The organism is Bacillus sp. FSL K6-0069, from assembly GCF_038007785.1.
Classification (GTDB): Bacteria; Bacillota; Bacilli; order Bacillales; family Bacillaceae_G; genus Bacillus_A; species Bacillus_A mobilis.
In genome coordinates this window covers 16,141-36,732 of the sequence record NZ_JBBOXN010000003.1, presented here as the reverse complement: position 1 = coordinate 36,732, position 20,592 = coordinate 16,141, and the positions used below count along the sequence as shown (strand labels likewise).

Annotated in this window: 24 protein-coding genes; 6 read left to right on the top strand and 18 right to left on the bottom strand. The window is 36.4% G+C overall.

Annotation, left to right across the window (positions count from 1 at the left end):
• Positions 1–6 precede the first annotated feature (6 nt).
• The 15 genes from MHB74_RS28860 to MHB74_RS28785 all read right to left on the bottom strand — a co-directional run bounded on the left by MHB74_RS28860 (position 7) and on the right by MHB74_RS28785 (position 13,420).
• Positions 7–2,577 carry an ATP-binding protein gene (locus MHB74_RS28860; protein WP_061678409.1) on the bottom strand — a complete coding sequence of 857 codons (2,571 nt, stop codon included), beginning with the start codon at positions 2,575–2,577 and terminating at the stop codon, positions 7–9.
• Positions 2,537–3,085, bottom strand: coding sequence for a TcpE family conjugal transfer membrane protein (locus tag MHB74_RS28855; RefSeq protein WP_061678408.1), 549 nt, complete (start codon positions 3,083–3,085; stop codon positions 2,537–2,539). Before MHB74_RS28855 ends, MHB74_RS28860 begins: the two co-directional genes overlap by 41 nt.
• Before the next feature lie 27 nt (positions 3,086–3,112).
• Positions 3,113–3,364: a TcpD family membrane protein gene (locus MHB74_RS28850; protein WP_000281809.1), complete on the bottom strand. Its 252-nt coding sequence runs from the start codon at positions 3,362–3,364 to the stop codon at positions 3,113–3,115.
• Between the two features lie 9 nt (positions 3,365–3,373).
• On the bottom strand, positions 3,374–4,351 hold the full coding sequence (locus tag MHB74_RS28845) for a conjugal transfer protein (protein WP_061678407.1): 978 nt from the start codon (positions 4,349–4,351) through the stop codon (positions 3,374–3,376).
• 13 nt (positions 4,352–4,364) lie between these two features.
• On the bottom strand, positions 4,365–4,622 hold the full coding sequence (locus MHB74_RS28840; protein ID WP_033685378.1) for a hypothetical protein: 258 nt from the start codon (positions 4,620–4,622) through the stop codon (positions 4,365–4,367).
• Positions 4,619–4,993: a hypothetical protein gene (locus tag MHB74_RS28835; protein ID WP_061678406.1), complete on the bottom strand. Its 375-nt coding sequence runs from the start codon at positions 4,991–4,993 to the stop codon at positions 4,619–4,621. The genes MHB74_RS28840 and MHB74_RS28835 overlap by 4 nt, the downstream gene beginning before the upstream one ends.
• 23 nt (positions 4,994–5,016) lie before the next feature.
• Positions 5,017–5,250: a hypothetical protein gene (locus tag MHB74_RS28830; RefSeq protein WP_061678405.1), complete on the bottom strand. Its 234-nt coding sequence runs from the start codon at positions 5,248–5,250 to the stop codon at positions 5,017–5,019.
• Between the two features lie 223 nt (positions 5,251–5,473).
• A complete protein-coding gene (locus tag MHB74_RS28820) occupies positions 5,474–6,316 on the bottom strand; it encodes a replication-relaxation family protein (protein ID WP_061678404.1) in 843 nt (280 codons plus the stop codon).
• 5 nt (positions 6,317–6,321) lie between these two features.
• Positions 6,322–9,126 (bottom strand): hypothetical protein, encoded by a 2,805-nt coding sequence (locus MHB74_RS28815; protein ID WP_061678403.1) that lies wholly within the window; start codon positions 9,124–9,126, stop codon positions 6,322–6,324.
• Positions 9,127–9,158: 32 nt separating this feature from the next.
• On the bottom strand, positions 9,159–9,398 hold the full coding sequence (locus MHB74_RS28810; protein ID WP_061678402.1) for a hypothetical protein: 240 nt from the start codon (positions 9,396–9,398) through the stop codon (positions 9,159–9,161).
• 59 nt (positions 9,399–9,457) lie between these two features.
• Complete coding sequence (locus tag MHB74_RS28805) at positions 9,458–9,640, bottom strand: hypothetical protein (protein WP_061678401.1); 183 nt, start codon at positions 9,638–9,640, stop codon at positions 9,458–9,460.
• A gap of 60 nt (positions 9,641–9,700) precedes the next feature.
• The gene (locus MHB74_RS28800) at positions 9,701–10,237 is read right to left on the bottom strand and encodes a type IV secretion system DNA-binding domain-containing protein (RefSeq protein ID WP_061678400.1); all 537 of its coding nucleotides are present in this window, start codon (positions 10,235–10,237) and stop codon (positions 9,701–9,703) included.
• A 31-nt stretch (positions 10,238–10,268) separates the two neighbouring features.
• Positions 10,269–10,454 carry a hypothetical protein gene (locus MHB74_RS28795; RefSeq protein ID WP_016099495.1) on the bottom strand — a complete coding sequence of 62 codons (186 nt, stop codon included), beginning with the start codon at positions 10,452–10,454 and terminating at the stop codon, positions 10,269–10,271.
• A gap of 34 nt (positions 10,455–10,488) precedes the next feature.
• Positions 10,489–13,005, bottom strand: a complete 2,517-nt coding sequence (locus MHB74_RS28790) for a SpaA isopeptide-forming pilin-related protein (RefSeq protein ID WP_061678399.1) — start codon at positions 13,003–13,005, stop codon at positions 10,489–10,491.
• Positions 13,006–13,186: 181 nt separating this feature from the next.
• Positions 13,187–13,420 (bottom strand): helix-turn-helix domain-containing protein, encoded by a 234-nt coding sequence (locus tag MHB74_RS28785; protein ID WP_061678398.1) that lies wholly within the window; start codon positions 13,418–13,420, stop codon positions 13,187–13,189.
• Positions 13,421–13,526: 106 nt separating this feature from the next.
• Between MHB74_RS28785 and MHB74_RS28780 the strand changes: the two genes are divergently transcribed.
• Positions 13,527–13,919: a helix-turn-helix domain-containing protein gene (locus MHB74_RS28780; protein ID WP_061678397.1), complete on the top strand. Its 393-nt coding sequence runs from the start codon at positions 13,527–13,529 to the stop codon at positions 13,917–13,919.
• 55 nt (positions 13,920–13,974) lie between these two features.
• On the opposite strand, the gene MHB74_RS28775 is transcribed toward MHB74_RS28780, so the two are convergent.
• The 3 genes from MHB74_RS28775 to MHB74_RS28765 form a co-directional block, all read right to left on the bottom strand.
• Entirely contained in the window at positions 13,975–14,115 is a 141-nt protein-coding gene (locus MHB74_RS28775) for a hypothetical protein (protein WP_163248476.1), read from the bottom strand.
• Between the two features lie 134 nt (positions 14,116–14,249).
• Complete coding sequence (locus tag MHB74_RS28770; protein ID WP_255259297.1) at positions 14,250–14,378, bottom strand: hypothetical protein; 129 nt, start codon at positions 14,376–14,378, stop codon at positions 14,250–14,252.
• Complete coding sequence (locus tag MHB74_RS28765) at positions 14,375–15,544, bottom strand: AimR family lysis-lysogeny pheromone receptor (RefSeq protein WP_061678396.1); 1,170 nt, start codon at positions 15,542–15,544, stop codon at positions 14,375–14,377. Before MHB74_RS28765 ends, MHB74_RS28770 begins: the two co-directional genes overlap by 4 nt.
• A 453-nt stretch (positions 15,545–15,997) precedes the next feature.
• On the opposite strand from MHB74_RS28765, the gene MHB74_RS28760 reads away from it, so the two are divergent.
• From MHB74_RS28760 to MHB74_RS28740, 5 genes are all read left to right on the top strand, one after another.
• Positions 15,998–16,999, top strand: a complete 1,002-nt coding sequence (locus tag MHB74_RS28760; RefSeq protein ID WP_061678395.1) for a hypothetical protein — start codon at positions 15,998–16,000, stop codon at positions 16,997–16,999.
• Positions 17,000–18,076: 1,077 nt separating this feature from the next.
• The gene (locus tag MHB74_RS28755; RefSeq protein ID WP_061678394.1) at positions 18,077–19,003 is read left to right on the top strand and encodes a tyrosine-type recombinase/integrase; all 927 of its coding nucleotides are present in this window, start codon (positions 18,077–18,079) and stop codon (positions 19,001–19,003) included.
• Positions 19,004–19,200: 197 nt separating this feature from the next.
• Positions 19,201–19,644 carry a molecular chaperone DnaJ gene (locus tag MHB74_RS28750; RefSeq protein WP_061678393.1) on the top strand — a complete coding sequence of 148 codons (444 nt, stop codon included), beginning with the start codon at positions 19,201–19,203 and terminating at the stop codon, positions 19,642–19,644.
• Positions 19,645–19,689: 45 nt separating this feature from the next.
• Positions 19,690–20,115 (top strand): hypothetical protein, encoded by a 426-nt coding sequence (locus MHB74_RS28745; RefSeq protein WP_061678392.1) that lies wholly within the window; start codon positions 19,690–19,692, stop codon positions 20,113–20,115.
• On the top strand, positions 20,099–20,380 hold the full coding sequence (locus MHB74_RS28740; RefSeq protein ID WP_001189040.1) for a helix-turn-helix domain-containing protein: 282 nt from the start codon (positions 20,099–20,101) through the stop codon (positions 20,378–20,380). Before MHB74_RS28745 ends, MHB74_RS28740 begins: the two co-directional genes overlap by 17 nt.
• Positions 20,381–20,592: the final 212 nt, after the last annotated feature.

The following is a 20,592-nucleotide window of genomic DNA, read 5'->3' as shown; positions in this document are numbered from 1 at the left end:
TACGAATTACGCTAATTGTTGTGCGCGTTCTTCGTCTGTTTTCGTAGAGGAATCAAATGCAGTCTTTAATTCTTGGAAAACAGGATCAATTTCTACAACCGCGGTTCGCCCGAAAATATCCTGGAACAAGGCTTCGCCGCGTCTAAGCTGGCGTAACATTAAGATATTTTCTTCTGTGACCGGTAAGTTATAGTAACGCAACATTTCTTCCGCTTCCTTATCGTATTTCAATGCAAAACAGAATTTCATCCCCACATTTGCAACCTCTTTGTTTTCTGATTGATAATCGGATGCATTTTGTGTGCCTAAATACAAGCCGATATTGTGATAACGTCCTTCTCGAATGATTTTGTCAGAAGACGCCGCACCCTCTTTATTTTTCAAAATACTTGATGCTTCATCTTGTAGGTATACTTTGAAAATACTACGGTCGGAATGCATTAAGGATTTACCAAATGCCGCTAATGCAATTAAGATACTACGAGATAATTTGTCTGTAACACTTTCATTCTTTTCCTCTGATTTCGGAATGCGTAAATGTTGAATTTGTAATACTTGTAACGGACGTTCTAGACTTAATACGCGGTAATCTTGACCTTGTTTACCAAACAATAAATCTCCTAGCTGAATGCCTTCTAAAGTCGCTAAACGATTTGTAAGGGCATTTAACCGTTCTAATTCAGTTGGCAATAAGTTAGGTTCTTTCTTCATTTCCACTAGCTCTTTACGAACCAAAGTTAAACATGCATCTTCTTTTTCCGCCACTCGTTCAATCGCTTTATATAAATAGTCATATCGGATATCCTCTAAACCTACATCCGATAGGAACGTCAAAATTTCAAGTGCTAAACTCTTCGCATCTTCTATCGTTGCGCTGATTCGGAATGGGTCTAAACAGCCCGCATCTTCTTTATTCTTCCCAAGCGTCCATACTTGCAAGGTATCCTCATTGAACCCTGGCAATAATTCGGGCCATCTTGTGCGATCACCCTTAGGATCGATGATAAATGCCCTTCCGCCACTCATAACAATCCAGAAAGCGAGTAAGTTCATTAAGAAAGATTTCCCTTTCCCTGTTTGCCCCGCAAACATAACTGATAAACTTTCAAACGCTGTCACAATGTTATCTAATGCTTTCGCCGCTAGTTCGGGACGAATAAAAACAGGACGATTTAATTTCTTTGTCTTTCCAATGTAAAACCCTTGATTGTCGCCAATTTGTGTCGTTGCCCCAAACATTCCCTGTGCAAGTACGCCTGGTTCCACAAATAACTTAAAGTCTGTATTATAACGTTTAGAGCCTGGTAAGAACTCGTAGAAGTATGCTAGCTGTTCTCCAAATGGATTGACCAATTCAATTTTCATTTTGCGATATTCTGTAATGAGCGTATTGACGCGTGATTTTAATGTTTTTTCATCTTCGGCATATACACAAAACAGTACACTTAGTTCATATCCAGGTGCTCCTGTTGTTTCAAATCGATCTTTTACAATTTTGACGCCTCTTGCTTTACGATCAATTGTTAAATCTGTTGTGCGACCACCTACCATTGCTTGTTGACGTTGATCGTTTAATTCCAATTCACTATTTGAGAGCTTTTGTGTGACCATCTGGTTTTCTAAGTGATACGCTCGAATACTCATTTCAACAGGAAACTTTAATGAATGAGATTGAATGCGATAAATCCACTCTCCACCAGGAAAAGCCGATATTTCGGGCATATCTTTCGCCGCAAGAAAAGCAACATGAGAGGTTTCGATTTCTCCTTCTTCATTTTGTCTTTCGAGTATAAGAGAACGCCCTGGGCTTTCATCAATCACCGTATCCGTTAAGTGCACCATTTCTTGTAAATCTGGCCGACGTACTTTTACCGCCTTTCCTTCTTCATTTTTCAAGGTAACCGTAGAACCTACTTTCCAGTTTTGATCCCGATTTAGTTCTTTCATGCCACGTTTGAAGTTATGATGGAATAAAAAGCGTGTTGTAGATGGTTTCGCACGTCTTGTATTATGAAAGGCCCCTCTAACCTGGCTAAATAACACGTCTTCTACTTCTAAATAATTTTCAATTTCCTCTTCTAAAATATCCGTCACATTCATACCCGATATATTTTGAGCTGTCTCTGCAAATCCTTCTCTAACCTTCTTCATAAACTTCCATGTTTCTACGACAGGGTTACGAATTTGTCTTTCTTTCTGTTCCATATTCAGTTGTACTAAAACGAAAAAGCGATATTCCATGTTCTCTTTCGCAATGGCCGCATTTCGTAAGTATTCTTTTACCTTTTTAAAAAGAAAGCGTCCTGTTGGGGCCATTGGCCCTTTTAAAGTGGAAATATGTTCATCCAGAATTTCATCTGAATTTGTTGTACGAGGAATCACAAGCAAGTGGATATCATATTCTTGATGGGTAAATAGAGCGAGTTGATTGCGATAATATACTTTTTTCGTACTTTCATCTTGATGATCGTATTCAAATCCGTCTACTTCATACACTGCGGATACTTTTCCGTCTGTACTAAACGCTAAATTCTTTTCAACGTGCTTTAATGGTGGTCTTTTCATCGTTTTCAACATATTCAACTTCCTCCTTTTGGGGTAAAAATGTTACATCATAAGCGTGTATGTCGTTCTCTTCTTCACTGAATGAATGTACGATTGGTAAATCTTTGACGTCATGTTGTACACATACATGACCATAAAACACATGTTTTTTAAGTTTGGGTACATTCACCAATCGACTACTTTGATGCTTCCGTAAACGAAATGTGATCCAGGACCGAACAAAAGAGAAAAGTGATTTTCCATCTGTTTTATATTTATCTGCGCCCCATACAAGGAAAAGAGGGATCACACCATAATACATGAGCCAAACTTGATCGATCATATCCCCAAATATCCATTTAAAGGGAGGAAGGAAGCGGAAGGCTACAAGCCCCGCTTCTACCGCCGCAAAATAACCAAGTGCCCTCCATGTAACCGCACGCGGAAGACGATACCCCATAATTTCGTACTGTCTTCGCATATAGTTCATATAGCTTCCGAAACAATAGACAATGATAGATTTTGATTCTTTTTCCTTCATGTAGCCCTCTCCCTTTCCATCCCTTACTTAGACGCCAAATAATCCACCTAACCACGTTCCAATTGTTTTTAATGCATCTGGCTTGTTAATGAAGAATACAACAATCCCGCCGCCAACAATTAATGTGATCGCTTTTCCCCATGCGCGCTTTGCCGCTACGATCAAGATAACAATGATAAACGCACAATATAACGCGTATGTTCCTTGTGTCTTCATCATTTCGAAAAATCCTTCTAACCCGATTCCTAACACAAAATGATTTATATTGAACATATACATGCCCCTCTCCTATTTTGTTTTTAAGTCTGTTACGATCCATTGCTTTCCATCTTGTTTTACAAACAACGTATAACCTGTTTTCATTTTCGATTCAGAATGTGGATCAATCATAGATACCTCTGTTTGTACCTCATATGTGCCTTTTGTTTTTCCTGGATAAATCTTAGAGGAAAGTACATTTTCAAATTTCATGGCTCCTTCTAACCCTTTAATATCTGTATTGGCTAAAACATACGCGAGTTCTTTTTGTGTTGCGGTCGTATAGGATTTAAAAAAGGTTGGCAAAAATTCTCGAATGTCTTCTTTTACAGTCATTTCATGAATTTCCTCTCGTTCTTTCTCTTCTTTCCCTTCTGGTACTTCTGCTTTTTCATTCACCTTGACGATTTGAGGGAATCCACTAATCACAAAAGCCTTTCCATCTGATTGAACAGGAACCGACACTTGCTGGATCACCTCCTTATCCTCTGGCCCACTATTATCTGCTTTCATGCGGCTTAATTTGTATCTCACTTTAAAAATTACATTTGCTTCTTTATCTGTGACCTCATCTACTTTTAATACAGTTGCGTATAGAAAATGGGAATCCCATTGTATACTTGCAAAATCCAAACCAACTTGTGGATCAAATGTTTTCGGTACATAGAGCTGTAAGCGCTCTGAACGCTTCTTCTTGCCTTCATCCCCTCTTTGCCACGTAAAGTATTCTTTTACGAACCCGCGAGCAAATTCAATCGCTTCTGGACGTGAGGCAAGGTTTTGTTTTTGTGTGACTTCCTTTGGAGTGGTGCTGGCCTTTGCTTGTATATCTCCCTTCCCTTTTATTACGGTTGTGATGGATACAATGAGCATCCAACAAAACAGGAGCCAAAAGGCCCATTTTCCAATTAAGCGGCCTTTATAGGAAGGAATCTTTGTGGCTTTCCTTGCCTTCCCCTGTTTACTTTCAAATGTTTTTGCAAACCACTGTTTCACCTTTTGAACCATATTCATCCCCCTTTCAATTTCGGTACTGGCGTAAAGATCGTTCGTAGCAATCACAAGCGAATGAAGCCATGCCAACCGCGGTTGATTCATCTTTTATTTCATTTCTTGCATAATTGATAAAATTGTTGAGTTTTGTTTGACTGCCTGTGATATACGGGAATCTAGCATGAACCACATACCGTTTGTCTTCATCCCTCCCCACTTCAAAGGACGCTCCATCTGTAGCCCGAAACGCCCTTACAAACTCCAAACCTTCCAATTCGTCCATCATGCACTCTCCTTTTCTCTTAAAGCTGTAAGAAACTTGTTTGCCTTTTCTTTAAACATCCACCCTTTATCTATTCTTGCTTGCTCGAACATGTCATAACAGCTGATTTCACGCTCGATTTCTAACATGGCTTTTTCTTTTGTAAGCTCTACCCCATCACACTTCCATTCCAATTCATCTGTATTTAATCCAATTTCTATTTCGATAATTTTTCCGTTCTCCATCAGATAAAACTTCTGCATATATACATCTGTTTGAGACAAACAAATCTCATGTACTTCCTCACAACCTATTCCCTCATAGATTTCCACTAGAAATTGAGCTTCAACTTCTCCCACATTTCCTCTTTCGTAAGTGTTTTTATGGGTAAACATTGTCTATCTCCCCCTCATCTTTTTTACTTCTTATCTATCCAAAGGTGATGATCCGCCAACTTAGATGCAATATCCGCCATTTCATGCGGAAAAACTACTTTTATGAAAAGAATCATCCATGCTAAGAAACAGAAAATGAACATCTCCCATTTTTTTGTGTACATTGCATACCCGATTAACACAAACATGACGATACTGACGACAATACCTACCAAAATGGGATTTCCATGTGAAGATATTAGACTAGGATACGGCATCTTTTAGCCCCCCTTATGATCGACCATCTTCCATATTCCCACTACCACTAGGAAGAAAAGCAAAACACCTTCCCATCCTTGTGTATAGTAAATTTCCACGACCTTACTTTTCACCGCTTCCCAGGCTTCTCTTGATCCTGGTACTCTTTCAAATAACCAATCTGAAAAGATAACTAACAGAAAAATACTGGCGCTTATCGATAAAATAAACCGAAACACATTTTTACAGCCTCACTTTCTTTTCGGGATTCTGAATATTGCGATAAATATTGCCGAATGGGTCTTGTAATATATCTTGAAACAGTGTGATAAACACTGGTATCTCTGGACTACTTACCCCTTTTAAGTAGCGAATCAATTCTTTTTCTCTACTTTCACTACCCGCGATAAATACCAGGCGCCATTGCAATATTTCATACCCCATACCAACATGCGTCCGATACTCTGCCGCTTTTCCTTCTTGCGCCATGAAATCGTTATAACGGATAATCTTTTTTTCTAATACTTCTTTTGACCCGTAAGAACGTTCCATTTCCATAAATACACCAATGTTTTTATCAATCGCTTCTTTTAAACCAATCACCGCAACTCCATCTGGGCGTATGACACGACTTTTTCCTTTTGCATATTGAAATGTGGCCCGCGGTTCATTTATCCATTCCTTTAATTCCAATCTTTCTTCTCTCTTCGATATTAATGTCATGGCACATTCAATCTTTGCTAGCATTAAACTGTGATACACAAAGGATGCTGAACGTTTGGACCAACTATTTTTCCAATGCACTTCCCCTCGAAATCCACGAACCATTTCAACTCCTTTGGGTGTTAATGTATAAATCCGTTGAGGTTTCGCAAATTTTCGTTTCTGATTCCTCGATGATGTAACAGGTAAATACTCGTAACGGATATAACCCGCTTGTTCTAGCTTATATAAACGATTCGTTACCGATTTTTTGGTATAATCTACATACACCTTTTGATGAATGTACTCAATATCCAAGTAAATGTGTGTATGCAAATTCATGAGTAATTGTTCATCTGTGATTTGAAATAAAATGTTTCCCATGCCCCTTACTCCTTTTCCCAACTATCGAAAATACTTACTTCTTCTTGTGGTGTATCTTCTTTTATTTCTACATTTTCTGTTTCAATTGATACCGCTTGTTCTTTTTCGATTGTTGTAACAGGCTCTTTTACTGGCTTATTTTCTTTCTTTCCTTCTGTTGTTGTCGTAGCTTGTTTTCGGAATGGGATAATTTGCGCTTGTTGTGTGGGTTCGACTAGCTCTGTTTCTGAAACCGTTTCTTTCACCTCTTCATTAGAAGATAGTTTCTTTTCTAACTCATCAAATCCCGATGTCACAACAGGTTTTTCTTTGGTTAAATTGACTTTTTCGGCTTGTTGATACTTGCCTTTTCCATATAGGAACTCATCAATTTCTTTGTCGATCTCTAATCCTGCTTTCCCATTTTGTTGCTCTAAAGAATGAATCTTTGCTCTGGTCCATTCATTTGATGCATGAATTTCTTTTTCGTTTTTGTAATTGGCCGCTTTCCCATTTGGTAGATAGCGGTCTAATGGTGGAACACGTATGGTACACCACACATTTTTTGCTTCACCTCTGATATAATCTTGCGTTTGAATCGCTACAACTAAGTTAGGAAGGTTTTGCAAATACTCTGTACGGAATTGCTTTTGCATAATGCCCTCTAGCGTTTTCGCGGAATTATGACCTTGCCTACATACAAAGTAATTTCCGCCCGCCTCTGTTAACATGTCTGTTAGCTCTCTGTCTAACTGTCCCGAAACTTGCTGGGTAATCACCCATAATCCAAATCCATGTTTCCGATCCTTTGCAATGATTTTTGGAAGAACGGGTACTGGCACGTCATGAGCTTCATCTATCACGCCTAAATGTAGTTTGGAACCATGCGGCCGCTGTTGGGCGATACGGTGATATTGATTACAAATGTAACCGACTGTAAGTAATGTATCTTCTTTTCCCATGCCCGCTAAATCGTAAAAGATAAGGTGGCCTTCATCCATCCACTTCCGAATTTCTAAAGAAAAGCCCGTTTGCCCGTACATCCGCTTTAAATACAGCGTATTACGAAAGATATCTAATCGGTTCAAAATCGCTTGTGTGCTGTCTTCTAACGCGCTTCCCACTTCATATTTCCAAAAGTGAGAGTAATATTTTTGTTCTGGACCTTGTAAATTTGCGATTACATTTGCTCGAAACAGTTCATCACTAATAAAGAGTGGGATACTTAAAATCGTATGAATTTGACTCTTATCACAAAGTAACGTCCCAATAATCGCCCTTAGTAATCGTTCTGTTTGTTGTGCTTGCCCTTGAATCATTAACTTAATCATTTCCATAATGGATTCAACCACTGTTTGGATATCTTCATTTGGAAAACGATGAAACAAATTCAAAGCTGGCGGATGATCTGTGTTTCGAAAACGGATAAAGTGAACCTTACTCCAATCCACTTCTTTCCCATCCTTTTCCGCTTTCAATAGTCGATTCATTGCTACATATGCCAAATCTTCGGTTGGATCAAATAGAGACAATCCACCCGCTTCATTCGGATTTTCTAGCCATTTATCAATGACACTTTGCATTAACCTCATGGCAATGGTACTTTTACCAGACCCAACTTTCCCCGTAATGTAGCCATGATTCTTGAAAAAGTCTTCTCGAATTTTTACTAATCGGTCCTTGATATAAGGATGCATCACATGACCAATTGAAATGCCTTCGGCCAATAAATCATTCGGTATCATGTTTTCCCCTTTATCTAGATACAAGATGTTTCGCTCTGTCTTGCTGTTTTTATCACCCGTTACATTTGGAAGATGCAACAAGTTTAATAGCTCTGATCCCGTCCATATCATTTTTCCGTATACGGGATGTGGTACAGCTGGCATACTGCGTCTTAACCTTCTGTATCTCAGCTCATTCACATCAGCCATAATACTTGCGACCATATGTCCTAAGTTCTTAATAACAGGTACGCCAGGGTAATACTCACTTGCGAATGAAACAGATACTTGAAACGCCACTTCGTTTTTTGCAAACCGCTTATTTAATGCGCGAATTTCTTCTTTTTCAAAGGCATCTAGCCCATGCTTTTTCTTCTTTCGAATGGCCTTTTCTGCTTTTCGAATCCCTTTTGTCAGCTGATATCCGTTATCTGGTGTAAAAGCAATATCAATCCATGTTTTTTCTTCCATTGCGCTTCCTAACATCGGTAATACATCACGTGTATAGCGTGCTAGTGATAACGTGGCATCTAGCCGCTTTCTCTTTAATACCATCCGTCCTCCTACCGCTTTTCTTGTTGGAAATGGCATTTCTTCCTTTGGGACGGTATAAATTTCACTGTGGGTATAGGCGCTTTGTATCGCTTGCACAACCTGTTTGATCTTATCCTCTGGACCACCTACATAAAAGCGGACACGCTCATTTTCTCCCTCTGGACGATACATCGTCATGCGGTACCAATCGCGACCTTTTAACAGACGTTCTAAGGGCTTTCGACCCGAACCATGTACATGCCGAATCATTTGCCCTAGCTTATCTGGTGTAACTTCATCATCTATGTGCGGGATGAACAATACATATCGATACCGCTTCTTTTCTAGATATAAATAGATGCCATGTAAGACAATCCGTATGACAATTCCCAACAAGATCAATAAAGCAATACCACGAAACACACCGACTACAGTTGGCACCAGCTTCATCAATTCTGTGAGGATTTTTTCTTTAGAAAACCAGACAAATGCGACAGCTCCTATACCTAAAAGCATTTTCCAGTTCTTTTCTATGAAGTTTTCAATTTCTCTATCTAACTTGCTGTGCGCCACTTCTTCACTTCCTTTCTATCCTTGAAATGGCCTTATGCAAGGGCTAATACCTTTTCACGATGCTTTTCTGTTCGTTCTTCTGCGGCTAATTGAATCAAAATTTGAGGTTGCATGATCCCGTTTTGAGGTTGATTAATTTGATCTAAGAGTGTTTTATAGTTGAAGAGTTCTTGCTTTACTTGTTCAATATCTAATTCACCATCTACCGTTACTTGTTCTTTCCAGAACGTTTCCCAGCATTCTTGACGATTTTGATACGCTTGTTTTCCCATCTTGCTTCCTCCTTTTAAGTAGGGAGGATATTCAGTGAAAGAATGTCCTCCCATGAATATTATGATTTGTGCGCTTTTTTATAGGGGTCTAGCGTGACTAGAAGGGAAGAGAAAATCATGCCCTTTCCCATTTTTCCCGTCCATGCTTCTGTACGCTTATTTGTTGAAGGTGTATGTGTTGTATGTGGAACTCGACCAATATAAAAACCGCGTTTACTTCGCATATGCTTAATTGGTTTCATAAGAAATCCTCCTGTATTGTTTTATCCTTCTATATCGTTAAATAGAAATATTGTATAGTTTTAAGCGATGAGTGGGTCCAATTCTAAATACACATCAAATCTGTGCAATAACTCTTCTGGTATCGCTTGAAAACTCACAAAAACTCTTACATTCAGTTCCTCTAGTTCTTCTAAAAGATCGATGAATCCCTCTGGATTATTGGAATACAACCTTAATCCTTCATCTATAATAACGACATCCGATTGTTTGCATGTTTCTATTTCTGTTTGGCTTAGAAAAGAATCTTTTGATGTAAAGGTGATAATGTGAGCACCCATTTTTTCGTATTCTTTATACTCTCCTTCCCCATCTAAGACAGTCGCTTGTTGATGATCTGCCATGACAAGGTTAAGGAGTTGCTTCATCAAACCCGTTTTTCCTTTTCCTGTTCCACCTCGTACCAGAATATTTCTATTTTCTTCTCCAAATACAAATTGAGGATTCATCTTGTTCCCTTCATTCCCTATGACAATGGAATTTGACTTACTCATGTCATACCATTTTGGCTTCATAAATGTTGGAATTTGTGCACTTCTTCCAATAAATGTTCCACACATAGCAATCTCACCTTTCCATTTGTATCAGTTTTTATAAAGCTACTAAATCTAATTCCTCTAAATCTGTAGAAAGAATCTTAATTTCTTGTTGGTGCTCTTTGAATAGAACATGTTGGATATTTTTTCGCAACTGAAACCCATCTTCCACCAATGCAAGTAAATATGATTTCGTATATTTCCTATCATTGATTTGATAATGTACATCAAATATGCACATTTGATCCCGCCCTCCCTTATCAGTTGAGAGTGTTTTACACTTCTTGATTTTTACGTTTTCTAATTACGTAAACAGCTAGGATGCTACCAAGAACGACAAATGTAACACCAATCCATTTCCAATATGGATTTTCAGCTTTGCCGCCTGTTGTTGGTAAATGGCTTTCTACTTTCTTAGGTTGTTCTTTCATCGGTTGTAGTTGTTTTACAATATGTTGTGGTTTCTCTGGTGTTGGTACAGGTTTTTCAATGACCTGTGGTGTTTGTGGCTTCTCTGGTTGTGGTTTTGGTTGTTCTGGTTGTGGCGTTTCTGGCGTTGGTGGAACTTCTTTTTTCTGATCTGCTACAACATGTTTGATAATCTCACCATCTGTTTTAATTTCAAAAGAGAATGTTTCTTCATTGATTAAAAATCCCTCTGGTGCAAATGTCTCTTTATATGTGTATTTACCAGCTGGTAATTTCTCAAACTTTGCAATGCCTTGTTCGTTTGTTTTTCCTTTCACGACTTCCTGGCCTTGCTCGTTATAGATCGTAAACTCTGCACCTGGTAACTTGTTGTTTCCGTCGGCTACGTCTACTTTTGTAATTTCTAAGCTACCTTCAATCTTTTTGTTTTTTACGGTGTGTTTTATAATTTCACCATCCGTTTTAATTTCAAAGGAGAATGTTTCTTCATGTGACACATAACCTTGTGGTGCAAGTGTTTCTTTATATGTGTACTTTCCTGCTGGGAGTTTATCGAACTTCGCAATGCCTTGTTCGTTTGTTTTTCCTTTCACGACTTCCTGGCCTTGTTCGTTATAGATTGTAAACTCTGCACCTGGTAACTTGTTGTTTCCATCGGCTACGTCTACTTTTGTAATTTCAATTGATCCTCTAATCTTCGTATTCTTTGCAACTAGCTCAATTGTTTTCCCATTTTCAGTGATGCTAAACGGAATCGGCTCTTTTACTAGCACATAGCCCGCTGGTGATGTCTTTTCGATGAATTGGTACTTTCCGAATGGGATATTATCAATTTTGATGAACCCGTTTTTGTCTGTCTTATGCTCACTGATTTTCTTACCTTTTTCATCAGCTAGGATAAAAACAGCACCTTCTAATTTCGTTTTTCCGTCTTCATCTACTTTTAAGAGCTGTACATTTCCTTTTACTTGATCGTTTTTCACTTCAAACGTAAGTGTTTGATTATGCTCTTTTACTTCAAATGGATACTTTGTTTGATTTAATAAGTAACCTTCTAATCCTTTCGTTTCCTGGAAGTAATACTTTCCAAACGGAAGAGAATGTACTTTCGCAATCCCTTCTTGATCTGTTGTTACTTTTGTGACTGCCTTTCCTTCTGGCGTAAATACTGTAAATTCAACGCCTGGGAGAATCTTGCCTGTATCACTAATCTTTTTAATTTCAATATTTCCTTTGATCTGTACATTTTTCATTTCTACAACAGCAACTTCACCTGTTTTTACTTCAAAAGGCTTTGGTGTAGCGTCTAACACATATCCAACAGGTGCTTTCACTTCTTTTACAGTGTATGTGCCAAGTTCTAAGTTACCCATTTCAGCGATACCGTTTTTGTCAGCTGTAATCGTTCCCATAACTTGTTGATTGCTGTTTGCGACTTCAAATACTGCGCCTGGTAGCGGCTTTTTGTTTCCATCCACTTTCATCACTTTTAAGGCGCCATTTGCTTTCCAAAATACTTGTAAGTCTGTGCTTACTTGTTCTGTACTGCGTTCTAATAATACAGTTGCATCTTGAATCGTACTTGTTCCTTTATATACGACTGCATGAACATTCGTTAGATTTGAAACGACTTTTAGAGATAGTTCACTACTCTTAGAGGATTTTGGCACTTGAATACGGAACTTTTCTCCTAGTTGGAACGTTTCTTTTACTTCACCTTGTTCTGTGACAATGCGTGTGCCTTGTGGTGCGTTGTTCATTTCTACATGGAATGTACCTTTTTTTGCATTTGTTTGAACGTTGTATGTTGTTGTTTCAAAATATTCACCGTTTAATTGGGCTTCTTGTTTATCCGTTGGGATGACATTCATCCAGACATCTTGTGTATCCTGGCTTTGATTTGCCGCATGAATGATGTTCTTTGCCGCTTTTTCAACAGCCGCATTTTTGAACTGTAATTCATCAACGGAAATCTGGCCAAGTGCATTCCAAAGAGCTAATTGTGTCGCGTAATGGGCTTCTTTCCAATTGGAAACCCCTAAATTTTCTGGTGTTTTCTGTGGGTACCCATTCATTAAGACGCGATAGGATACATCATCTGTTTTGCCCGCTTCGGGTAAATCCTCTCCATTTGGGGATTTCAAACCGTATACCAGACAATACGCAATTTGACCACTTGCGTTCTTTAGAAGCTCTGTACGAACATCTTTCCCATACTGCGGACTATAGGCCCAATCCATCTGATACCTTTCTCGATTGATTACCTCCGCACTGGCTTGATTCAGTGGAATCAAGCAGCTCATCACAAATAAAAGTACACTCGTAAAGAGTAGTAGTGTTTGATACGATCGTTTCAAAACCATTTTTTACAGCTCCTTTAGGATTATTCAGTTTTCAAAGGACGGAATATTTAGAATTTTAACCTTCTAAATATAGAAATTTATACTTTAGTGATAATTATTTCGTCTTTTAGCCGAATTTCATTTACAATACATTTAGTAGGAATATGAACAAAATAAATGTAATCAATAACATGAGGTTAATTCATTCTGTGATGGGTATTGCACGATAATATGTTGGTCTGAAAAGTTTCTCGATTGGAACTTCAAGAAAATCAGCCATTTTTTTGGCTTTATTGGCTTTGAGACTCCTTCTCCCAATTTCAACATCATATAATGTGCCAATTGGAATTTTAGCGCCTTTAGAAACTTCCTTAATACTTAAACCTTTGGATTCCCTATATTCTCGTACAATGGTTTTATTTTCTGACGCTAGCATTTTTTCACCCTCCCTTCCCTTAATTACATTGTATTCGGCTTAAAGCCGAAAGTCAACACTTTAGTGTAAAAAATAACACTAAAGTATAAAAGGAGGATTATACCTAATGGATAACAATATATTTGGGAAAAATATACGAAAGTTAAGAGCAATGAAAGGCCTTAGTCGAAAAGAGTTTGCCCAAGCAATAAATACACCATATAGCACCGTAACAAGCTGGGAAAATGGAGATAAAGTCCCTAAGATTGAACGTCTACCGACAATCGCGAGATTTTTTAATGTTAGTGAATCAAGACTTTTACACCATCAAATGAGTGATAACGAAATTTTAGAAAAAGATAGTAGTGAAACTGATCCGATCGAACGTATGGCGCAAATTTTGATTGAAAAATATAGAAATGTTCCAGAAGAACACAAACCAAGAATCGAAAAAGAAATTCTTAGGATGGCGCAACTTCTGGAAATTGAAATAGAAATGCAATCGCAACACGAGGAGTAGAGCACATTATAATAACAAATTAGAGTACATATATTTATCTATACTTTTTAGTTAATTACGAGTAATCAATATCCAAATGGTTTGTACTATCATATAAATCAATTAATTTTCCCATGATTTCTAAATCTCCATTACATGCCTGAACAATTTGAACAATAAGTGATTCGCAATTAGATTTATTTTGAATATTTTCCATATTACCGCTCCTTTTTGGGATTAATTGATATTCTTGTTCGCTGAAATCCAGCTCAAACATTAAAAAAACTGTTTATAAAGTAACAAAAGACACCGTATAAACGGTGTCTTTTGTCGCTCTTTGTTTTTCTACAGTCAGCCCATTCCTCCGGGATCGACCATATATTGCACATTATTTGGATTTTGGACTTTATTTTTTTCTGAAATACTTAATCCACTTAATAAAATTAATGATACAGTACATAAAATGGCTAATTTTTTCATTTTACGCCTCCACATTTTAACAATTCTTTACAATCATTATACGCCTTTGTTGCATATTGGGCAAAAAAGTAATCACCATTTTCAATGAATAACTTTTTTGATTCGGCTATTATATCCAGGTCCATTTTTGCTTGACCTAAATAACAATACTGAATTGGCGTCAGTTTTTTATTTTTATTTTTTAAGTTCATTAAAATTTCTATTGCTTTTAAATACTCTTTTCTTAAAACAAAATACAACGCTAATTCTGCTGGATGAAGCTGTTCTAAGTTAATTGTATCTATTTCTATATTGTGTATAAGTTTTAAAAAGTTCATGTTATTTATAGCTATTCTATACTTAAAATCACATTTGTTTTCTAATTCTTTAAGTGCTTTTAAAGTATACTCATATGACTTTTGATAATCCGAAAATAAAAAGCTCTCTCCTAGCCTCAAATTGTTCATCGCATTCATAACGGGAAAATATTTTATATTTTCATACATCATTAATTTATTATTTTGTTCTCTAAATTCATTAACTTTTAACCTTCTTAATAAAGCATAACTCCAAATGTCAGTAATCCAGTAATTATATAGGAGTTTTAAATCTTGATTTTTAATCTTAGAAATATTGGTAACAACACGATCTTTATATGTATCAAACATTCCAAAATCTCCGATATCACCACTAGACAGTAGGTATAAAATATCACAAAATATCTCCATATCTAAATTTTCTTTTTTAGGAACTGTTTTTCGAATATCTTCTAAACACAAAAGGTGTTCCTTCGGATTTCCGCCCCTGGGACGTTCATAGAACAGTTTAAAAAGTGGAGAATATTTTTTCACATTACAATCTGTATGACTGCTAGATAAATCAACTAAATATTTTAAAATCGAGGAATAACCGTTAAGATAGGCAATAACAAATAATCTCTTCATGTTAATTTTTACATTTCTTTCATATTGAGCAAAAATGTTTATACAGCATTCTTCATGAATGTCTCTTCTATCTGGGAAAAGAACTTTCGCCATTTTAAACACACTAAACATTGAAACTTCTTTATTATACTTAAACAGATCAGTTAGAGTAGACTTAGAAACTTTTGCTTCAACAGCAAAACAATCATATGTCTTATGTGCATTATTAATTTCTTCTTGTAATTTCCTATTCCAGTAGTTCATACATTCACACCTCTTGAAAGAAAATTCAGACATATTCAATATATTATATCAAACAATTGTTCTAAATGGAGGGTTTTATTCCAGAAATAGGTAAATGTACATGTTTCTCAATATTTTTCAGACAAATAAGGGCCTTCAAACAACTGCTTTCTATATAAAATAAACACATTATTAACACTTTAGTGTAATTTTTACTTTCAAAAGATTGATATTCTGCAAGAAGAACGATAAAATAAGTTTATCAAAACAAAAAAAACCTACCTCACAAATTTTTAATTGGTTGTTCCGGTCGGCAAACTAGACACCAATTAAAAATCCCAGAAAGTAGGATTTTTAACGCATAGAATTTATTCACTTATATACGTTTATTTTAGCACAAAGTGAATCTCTTGTGAAGAAAATCCTCTACTTTTCCTTAACAAATGTGTGGTGGAAAAAATAGGAGGGTTTTTTGTGCTACTAAATAACTTTTTACTAAGTACAGCAAAACGAGAATTAAGTCCAAACCTTATTCATGTTCCTACAGGTGCTATCAATAAATCTGTTAAAAAAGTAATTAAAGCTATTGATATTATTCTGTTCGAGTATGAAGGTAAAACCACTAAAGAATACTTCGTACAAACACCACGCCGCTATCAGGCATTGGAAGTTGTTTTATCTTACCTCGTACAAGAAGGCTTCTCTCAAATGCGACAAGATCAAATCAGTAAAAAATCGGGTATCTCTGTACCAATTATCAACTTTATTCTGAAGTGGTTAGAGGACCTTGAGGTATGCCATCAAATCAAAACAAGACGTCATGGTAAGAAGGCACCATCTATTTACATATTAAGCCTCAATACCAATTATTTAAAAATCATTGAATACTTTAAGCAAAAATGGGCGTTTTCAATTGATATGTTTTCTACATTTACAAAGTTTCTATCTAAAAAACTAAGTAAAAAACAGGAGCAATCTACAGAACAAGCCGAAAAACCAACTGTGCCTACATGCCAGGGAATAGACATATTAGATTCTGTTGCTCCTTCAAATAAAGAAGTAGAAGAAAAACAGCCAATAAATGCCCCTGATTTGGGTGAAAAGTTAGAACTACGATTCCGCGAAATGGATGAGTTTATGAGTAAAGATCAAAAGAAACTGTATATGTATATCATAAGTAAAGATACAAATATTACTGAAAAAGATGCTTATACAATCGCATTGCGTATGCCGCCAGACGTAGATTGGGAAGCACGAAAGACTTTTGAGGATTGTGTACAGTTTTTTGAGATAAACAAATCACAAGAAAGTACGCCTGCACATTTCATAACAATCTATACAAAACAGTTAACTGCAAATAGGAAGCGTAGACAGCAACAAGCGAAAGAAAACATAAGAAATATAGGATTGAGAAAATCAAATAAGAGTAAAATCCCGTTTGATTTATTCAAAAAGATGCTCGATCCAAACGCTTAAATCGTATTTTTTACAAAAAAATAATTGTTTGATAGCCTTGTTCAAAAAATTCCCCCCTAACAAGGCTTTTTGTCATGCCATTCTTTATTTTAATAGATTAAACATATTATCAATCTATTATACTTTTACAAAATAAGGGTGTTTTTCACAACAAATCCACTATGAATTTAAACCCGAATTGAACCTGCTTTTAAATTAGTAATTAAATAAGAAAAATTTTCTAATCCCTTGTGAGAGTAAGGCTTATTGGGCAAAAATAAATCCTAATGTATTTAATTGTTTTAATTTTTTTTAAAACAAGATTTATTAATAAAAAGTATCCTATATTGGGAGTTTCTTTTTTTATAAACTTCTACATATCATTCCTAAATTGATCTATATACGAAAATAAAATCCTCATTTTCTCTTAATATGCAAATCTACAATATTTTAGTTACTCAACATATTTCCGAACAAACACACTATTTATGAGTAGCTTTATTCGTTTATTTTCCTACATATCATGATGATCTTTTATCTATTATCATTTCTAATCCCATCTAAACATACAGCAAAAATACTGATGCCTATGTTATGCCAAAGTGATGCAAATATGATTCCTATGTAGTGTATACATGATGAAAGGCGGCATCATTTCGGCATGAGTGCAAAGTCAGTTTGATATATGTAAACTCTAGCTTTTTTCTACTTACATAAAGAAAAAGAAAAACGAAGCTCTCCTGGTAAGGGTATCTTGATTCAGCTATGAATCAGATTCCGTTGCCAGGCAGATTTTCAAAAAACTACGTAGGCGGGGCGGCGGCCATTCCCATTCCTCGCATATCGTCCTCCCTCAATCTCGGCCCATCATTCGCCTTCTACACATTCCCGTACATCTATATATCCCCCTATATCACAACTACACGTCCTCTCTAGCCAGGCCCATATGTCTCCGCATAGCCCCGCAATGTCTCGGCTATGGCATCTCACACAAGCCCCCTCGAAAAACGTCACGACCTAGAATCCCCTATTGCTTGTTTGTATGGTTCTCGCTTATAATTGCGGTACACAATTTTTAGGACAAAGGAGTATATAAAAATGACATGGGAACTTTCTGTTGATGTTTTCCTTTCTGATTTATTAAAACATGGCCGTAAATCTTCCACCGTTAAACAATACCGCTACGATCTCACACTTTTTACATCTTGGATTCAGAAACACGTCAAATTGCCTCCAGAATCGTTTTTCCGTTCTTTTGATACAAATGTATTAGACAGATACTTAAAAGCGTTTAAAAAAGAACGTGGAGCGTCAATTTCTAATATCAAACGTGTACGAGGTATTCTAATTAACTTTTTACAATTTCATGGTGCGGCCCAGGATTTAAAAAGTGATGTCTCCCCTCCTGGATTAACTTCTAAACACTTTGCATCGGATAAAGAAATAAAAAAGCTATTCCGCGTCATGCGTAGTTATAACGGATTAACCGACTACCAAGCAACAGGAAGAAAGTTTATTCTAGAGCGTAATCTTTTATTAATTCATTTCATGTTAGATTATGGGCTATCTATCCAGGACATTCTCACGCTTTCTATGCATGATATACACTTTGGGACGAATACCATTACCCCAGGAGGGATGCACGCCTACAAACGATCTATTACCCTTTCAAAAGAGCATGTAAAACTTGCCTTATCTTATTACAACAAGATTCCTAACCTTGTAAGGCCGCGCCAACAAACGGGTGATCCCTTTTTTGTGGCGTTTGATTTTGGCCCGCAAACATTCCGATGGGACTATGAAAACGATCAACCCGCCGCTTTAACTAGAATCGCTGTACAACGCATGTTACAGAAAGAAGCGAAACGCGCTGAAATCCATATAACGCCTACTATGCTACGGAACCGTTTTATATTAAATGCCCTACAGAATGGCATGAAACCCATTGAAATTAAAGCATTTTTAGGATTAAAAAGCGTTGAGGCCCTGCATAGATACGTTCAATTCTGGAATAAACAGCAATAAAAAGAGTTTTATATAAGCATAAAAAAGCCCTGGTGCCAGCAAAACTAGGGCTTTTTTACACTATTTTTCAACCCTAAATTAATTTCTAAAAAATTCAAAATAAGTAAAAAAATGCTTGTTTTTGTGCGCTAGCGCATGATAGAATATAATTAAGAAATGCGCTAGCGCATTAAAATATTAAAAAGGAGCTGTTGACCATGAAATTTTTTCAAAGTGTCACTTCCATCGAAGAACTAAAAAAGCAATATAAGAAACTAGCAAAGAAACACCATCCAGACTTAGGCGGGAAACATGAAGACTTTATCGCATTAAAGAAAGAGTATGACAGACTTTTTGAACAACTACATAGTAACTCTGGAAAACAAAACACAGGCGCATACCAAAACATCATAGACGAACTTATCAAATACGATATTGAAATTGAGATCATTGGAACCTGGATTTGGCTCACAGGCAACACTTACTCATTGAAAACTGAATTAAAGCAACTTGGATTTAAATGGGCATCTAAGAAAAAGGCTTGGTATTGGTATGAAGGAGAGTACAAGAAGTTTCATAACAAAGACTTCTCACTCGATGAAATCAGATCAATGCACGAGGTAAAGCGAATTAAGAAAAACAAGCCGAAACTTGAAGCATAAGAGGGGTTTTCCCCTCTTATCTTTCTAAAAAAAGGAGATGCCCACATGTATATAAATGCAAATTGTGAAAAATTCAAGCACATCTATGATATGAAAAGATTAAAGAGTTATAGTGATATGGTGGATCGGGACATAGAAAGATTAGAAGAAATTATAAAAAAGCTTAAAAATTATCAAATGGATATCTACGATCACGCTCAAACTGTTGCAAATACTGAATTTAAAAGCGTTGTGACACTTGTTAGAAGAAGAGATTATTCTACAAATCATGTGAAATACCATGTACAACTAGAAATGCGACCAAACGTCAGTACAGATTATATAGAAAATGAACGGGTGTACGGTTTTTACAAACATGAAAAAATGTTTACAGGTAGAGAACGTCACCTGGCTTTAAAATATGCGGATCAGCTTGCAAAGCAATATCATTGCGAAATTGAAAGGAAGGGATTTTATGCAAAGAAAATTTAGGCTTCCAGACGATGTCTGGGAGCAATTTCTAAAAAAAACAAGTGCCCCAGGCGAAACATTACGTTTATTAGTGATTAATTACAATAATGATGATAGCGACCCATTAGAAGAAGTCATGGGCGTTGAAGAAGCCGCCGAAAAGTGGGATATGCCACCAGGAACAATTAAAAATTTATGTGCCGCGGGAGAAGTAAAAGCTAAAAAAATAGGTAACAGGTGGATTATTTCAAAAAGACAGTCGGCCCCACGATCTAAAAACAATTAAATTATGTAAAAATCAATAAAAGTCAATACAAATGAATACAAGTAAATACGAATCAATACGAAAAACACTTGTATTTTAATGATTTTTATAGATTTTCACTAATATTTTTTGTATTGACTTGTATTAAAATGTATTAATTTGTGTGTAATTGTATTGACTTTTTAAAAGAGTTTAGCATATAATGGAATTAAGTTAATCGATAAAAATTAATC

What these genes read in the sequence shown, in the direction of transcription:
- MHB74_RS28800 (WP_061678400.1), bottom strand. Translation starts at nt 10,237, where the DNA reads ATGTGTGGAACATTTATTGGAAGAAGTGCACAAATTCCAACATTTATG.
- MHB74_RS28850 (WP_000281809.1), bottom strand. Translation starts at nt 3,364, where the DNA reads ATGTATATGTTCAATATAAATCATTTTGTGTTAGGAATCGGGTTAGAA.
- MHB74_RS28805 (WP_061678401.1), bottom strand. Translation starts at nt 9,640, where the DNA reads ATGAAACCAATTAAGCATATGCGAAGTAAACGCGGTTTTTATATTGGT.
- MHB74_RS28740 (WP_001189040.1), top strand. Translation starts at nt 20,099, where the DNA reads ATGCAAAGAAAATTTAGGCTTCCAGACGATGTCTGGGAGCAATTTCTA.
- MHB74_RS28855 (WP_061678408.1), bottom strand. Translation starts at nt 3,085, where the DNA reads ATGAAGGAAAAAGAATCAAAATCTATCATTGTCTATTGTTTCGGAAGC.
- MHB74_RS28795 (WP_016099495.1), bottom strand. Translation starts at nt 10,454, where the DNA reads ATGTGCATATTTGATGTACATTATCAAATCAATGATAGGAAATATACG.
- MHB74_RS28835 (WP_061678406.1), bottom strand. Translation starts at nt 4,993, where the DNA reads ATGTTTACCCATAAAAACACTTACGAAAGAGGAAATGTGGGAGAAGTT.
- MHB74_RS28820 (WP_061678404.1), bottom strand. Translation starts at nt 6,316, where the DNA reads ATGGGAAACATTTTATTTCAAATCACAGATGAACAATTACTCATGAAT.
- MHB74_RS28780 (WP_061678397.1), top strand. Translation starts at nt 13,527, where the DNA reads ATGGATAACAATATATTTGGGAAAAATATACGAAAGTTAAGAGCAATG.
- MHB74_RS28790 (WP_061678399.1), bottom strand. Translation starts at nt 13,005, where the DNA reads ATGGTTTTGAAACGATCGTATCAAACACTACTACTCTTTACGAGTGTA.
- MHB74_RS28765 (WP_061678396.1), bottom strand. Translation starts at nt 15,544, where the DNA reads ATGAACTACTGGAATAGGAAATTACAAGAAGAAATTAATAATGCACAT.
- MHB74_RS28750 (WP_061678393.1), top strand. Translation starts at nt 19,201, where the DNA reads ATGAAATTTTTTCAAAGTGTCACTTCCATCGAAGAACTAAAAAAGCAA.
- MHB74_RS28770 (WP_255259297.1), bottom strand. Translation starts at nt 14,378, where the DNA reads ATGAAAAAATTAGCCATTTTATGTACTGTATCATTAATTTTATTAAGT.
- MHB74_RS28785 (WP_061678398.1), bottom strand. Translation starts at nt 13,420, where the DNA reads ATGCTAGCGTCAGAAAATAAAACCATTGTACGAGAATATAGGGAATCC.
- MHB74_RS28840 (WP_033685378.1), bottom strand. Translation starts at nt 4,622, where the DNA reads ATGATGGACGAATTGGAAGGTTTGGAGTTTGTAAGGGCGTTTCGGGCT.
- MHB74_RS28755 (WP_061678394.1), top strand. Translation starts at nt 18,077, where the DNA reads ATGACATGGGAACTTTCTGTTGATGTTTTCCTTTCTGATTTATTAAAA.
- MHB74_RS28845 (WP_061678407.1), bottom strand. Translation starts at nt 4,351, where the DNA reads ATGGTTCAAAAGGTGAAACAGTGGTTTGCAAAAACATTTGAAAGTAAA.
- MHB74_RS28775 (WP_163248476.1), bottom strand. Translation starts at nt 14,115, where the DNA reads ATGGAAAATATTCAAAATAAATCTAATTGCGAATCACTTATTGTTCAA.
- MHB74_RS28745 (WP_061678392.1), top strand. Translation starts at nt 19,690, where the DNA reads ATGTATATAAATGCAAATTGTGAAAAATTCAAGCACATCTATGATATG.
- MHB74_RS28830 (WP_061678405.1), bottom strand. Translation starts at nt 5,250, where the DNA reads ATGCCGTATCCTAGTCTAATATCTTCACATGGAAATCCCATTTTGGTA.
- MHB74_RS28860 (WP_061678409.1), bottom strand. Translation starts at nt 2,577, where the DNA reads ATGTTGAAAACGATGAAAAGACCACCATTAAAGCACGTTGAAAAGAAT.
- MHB74_RS28810 (WP_061678402.1), bottom strand. Translation starts at nt 9,398, where the DNA reads ATGGGAAAACAAGCGTATCAAAATCGTCAAGAATGCTGGGAAACGTTC.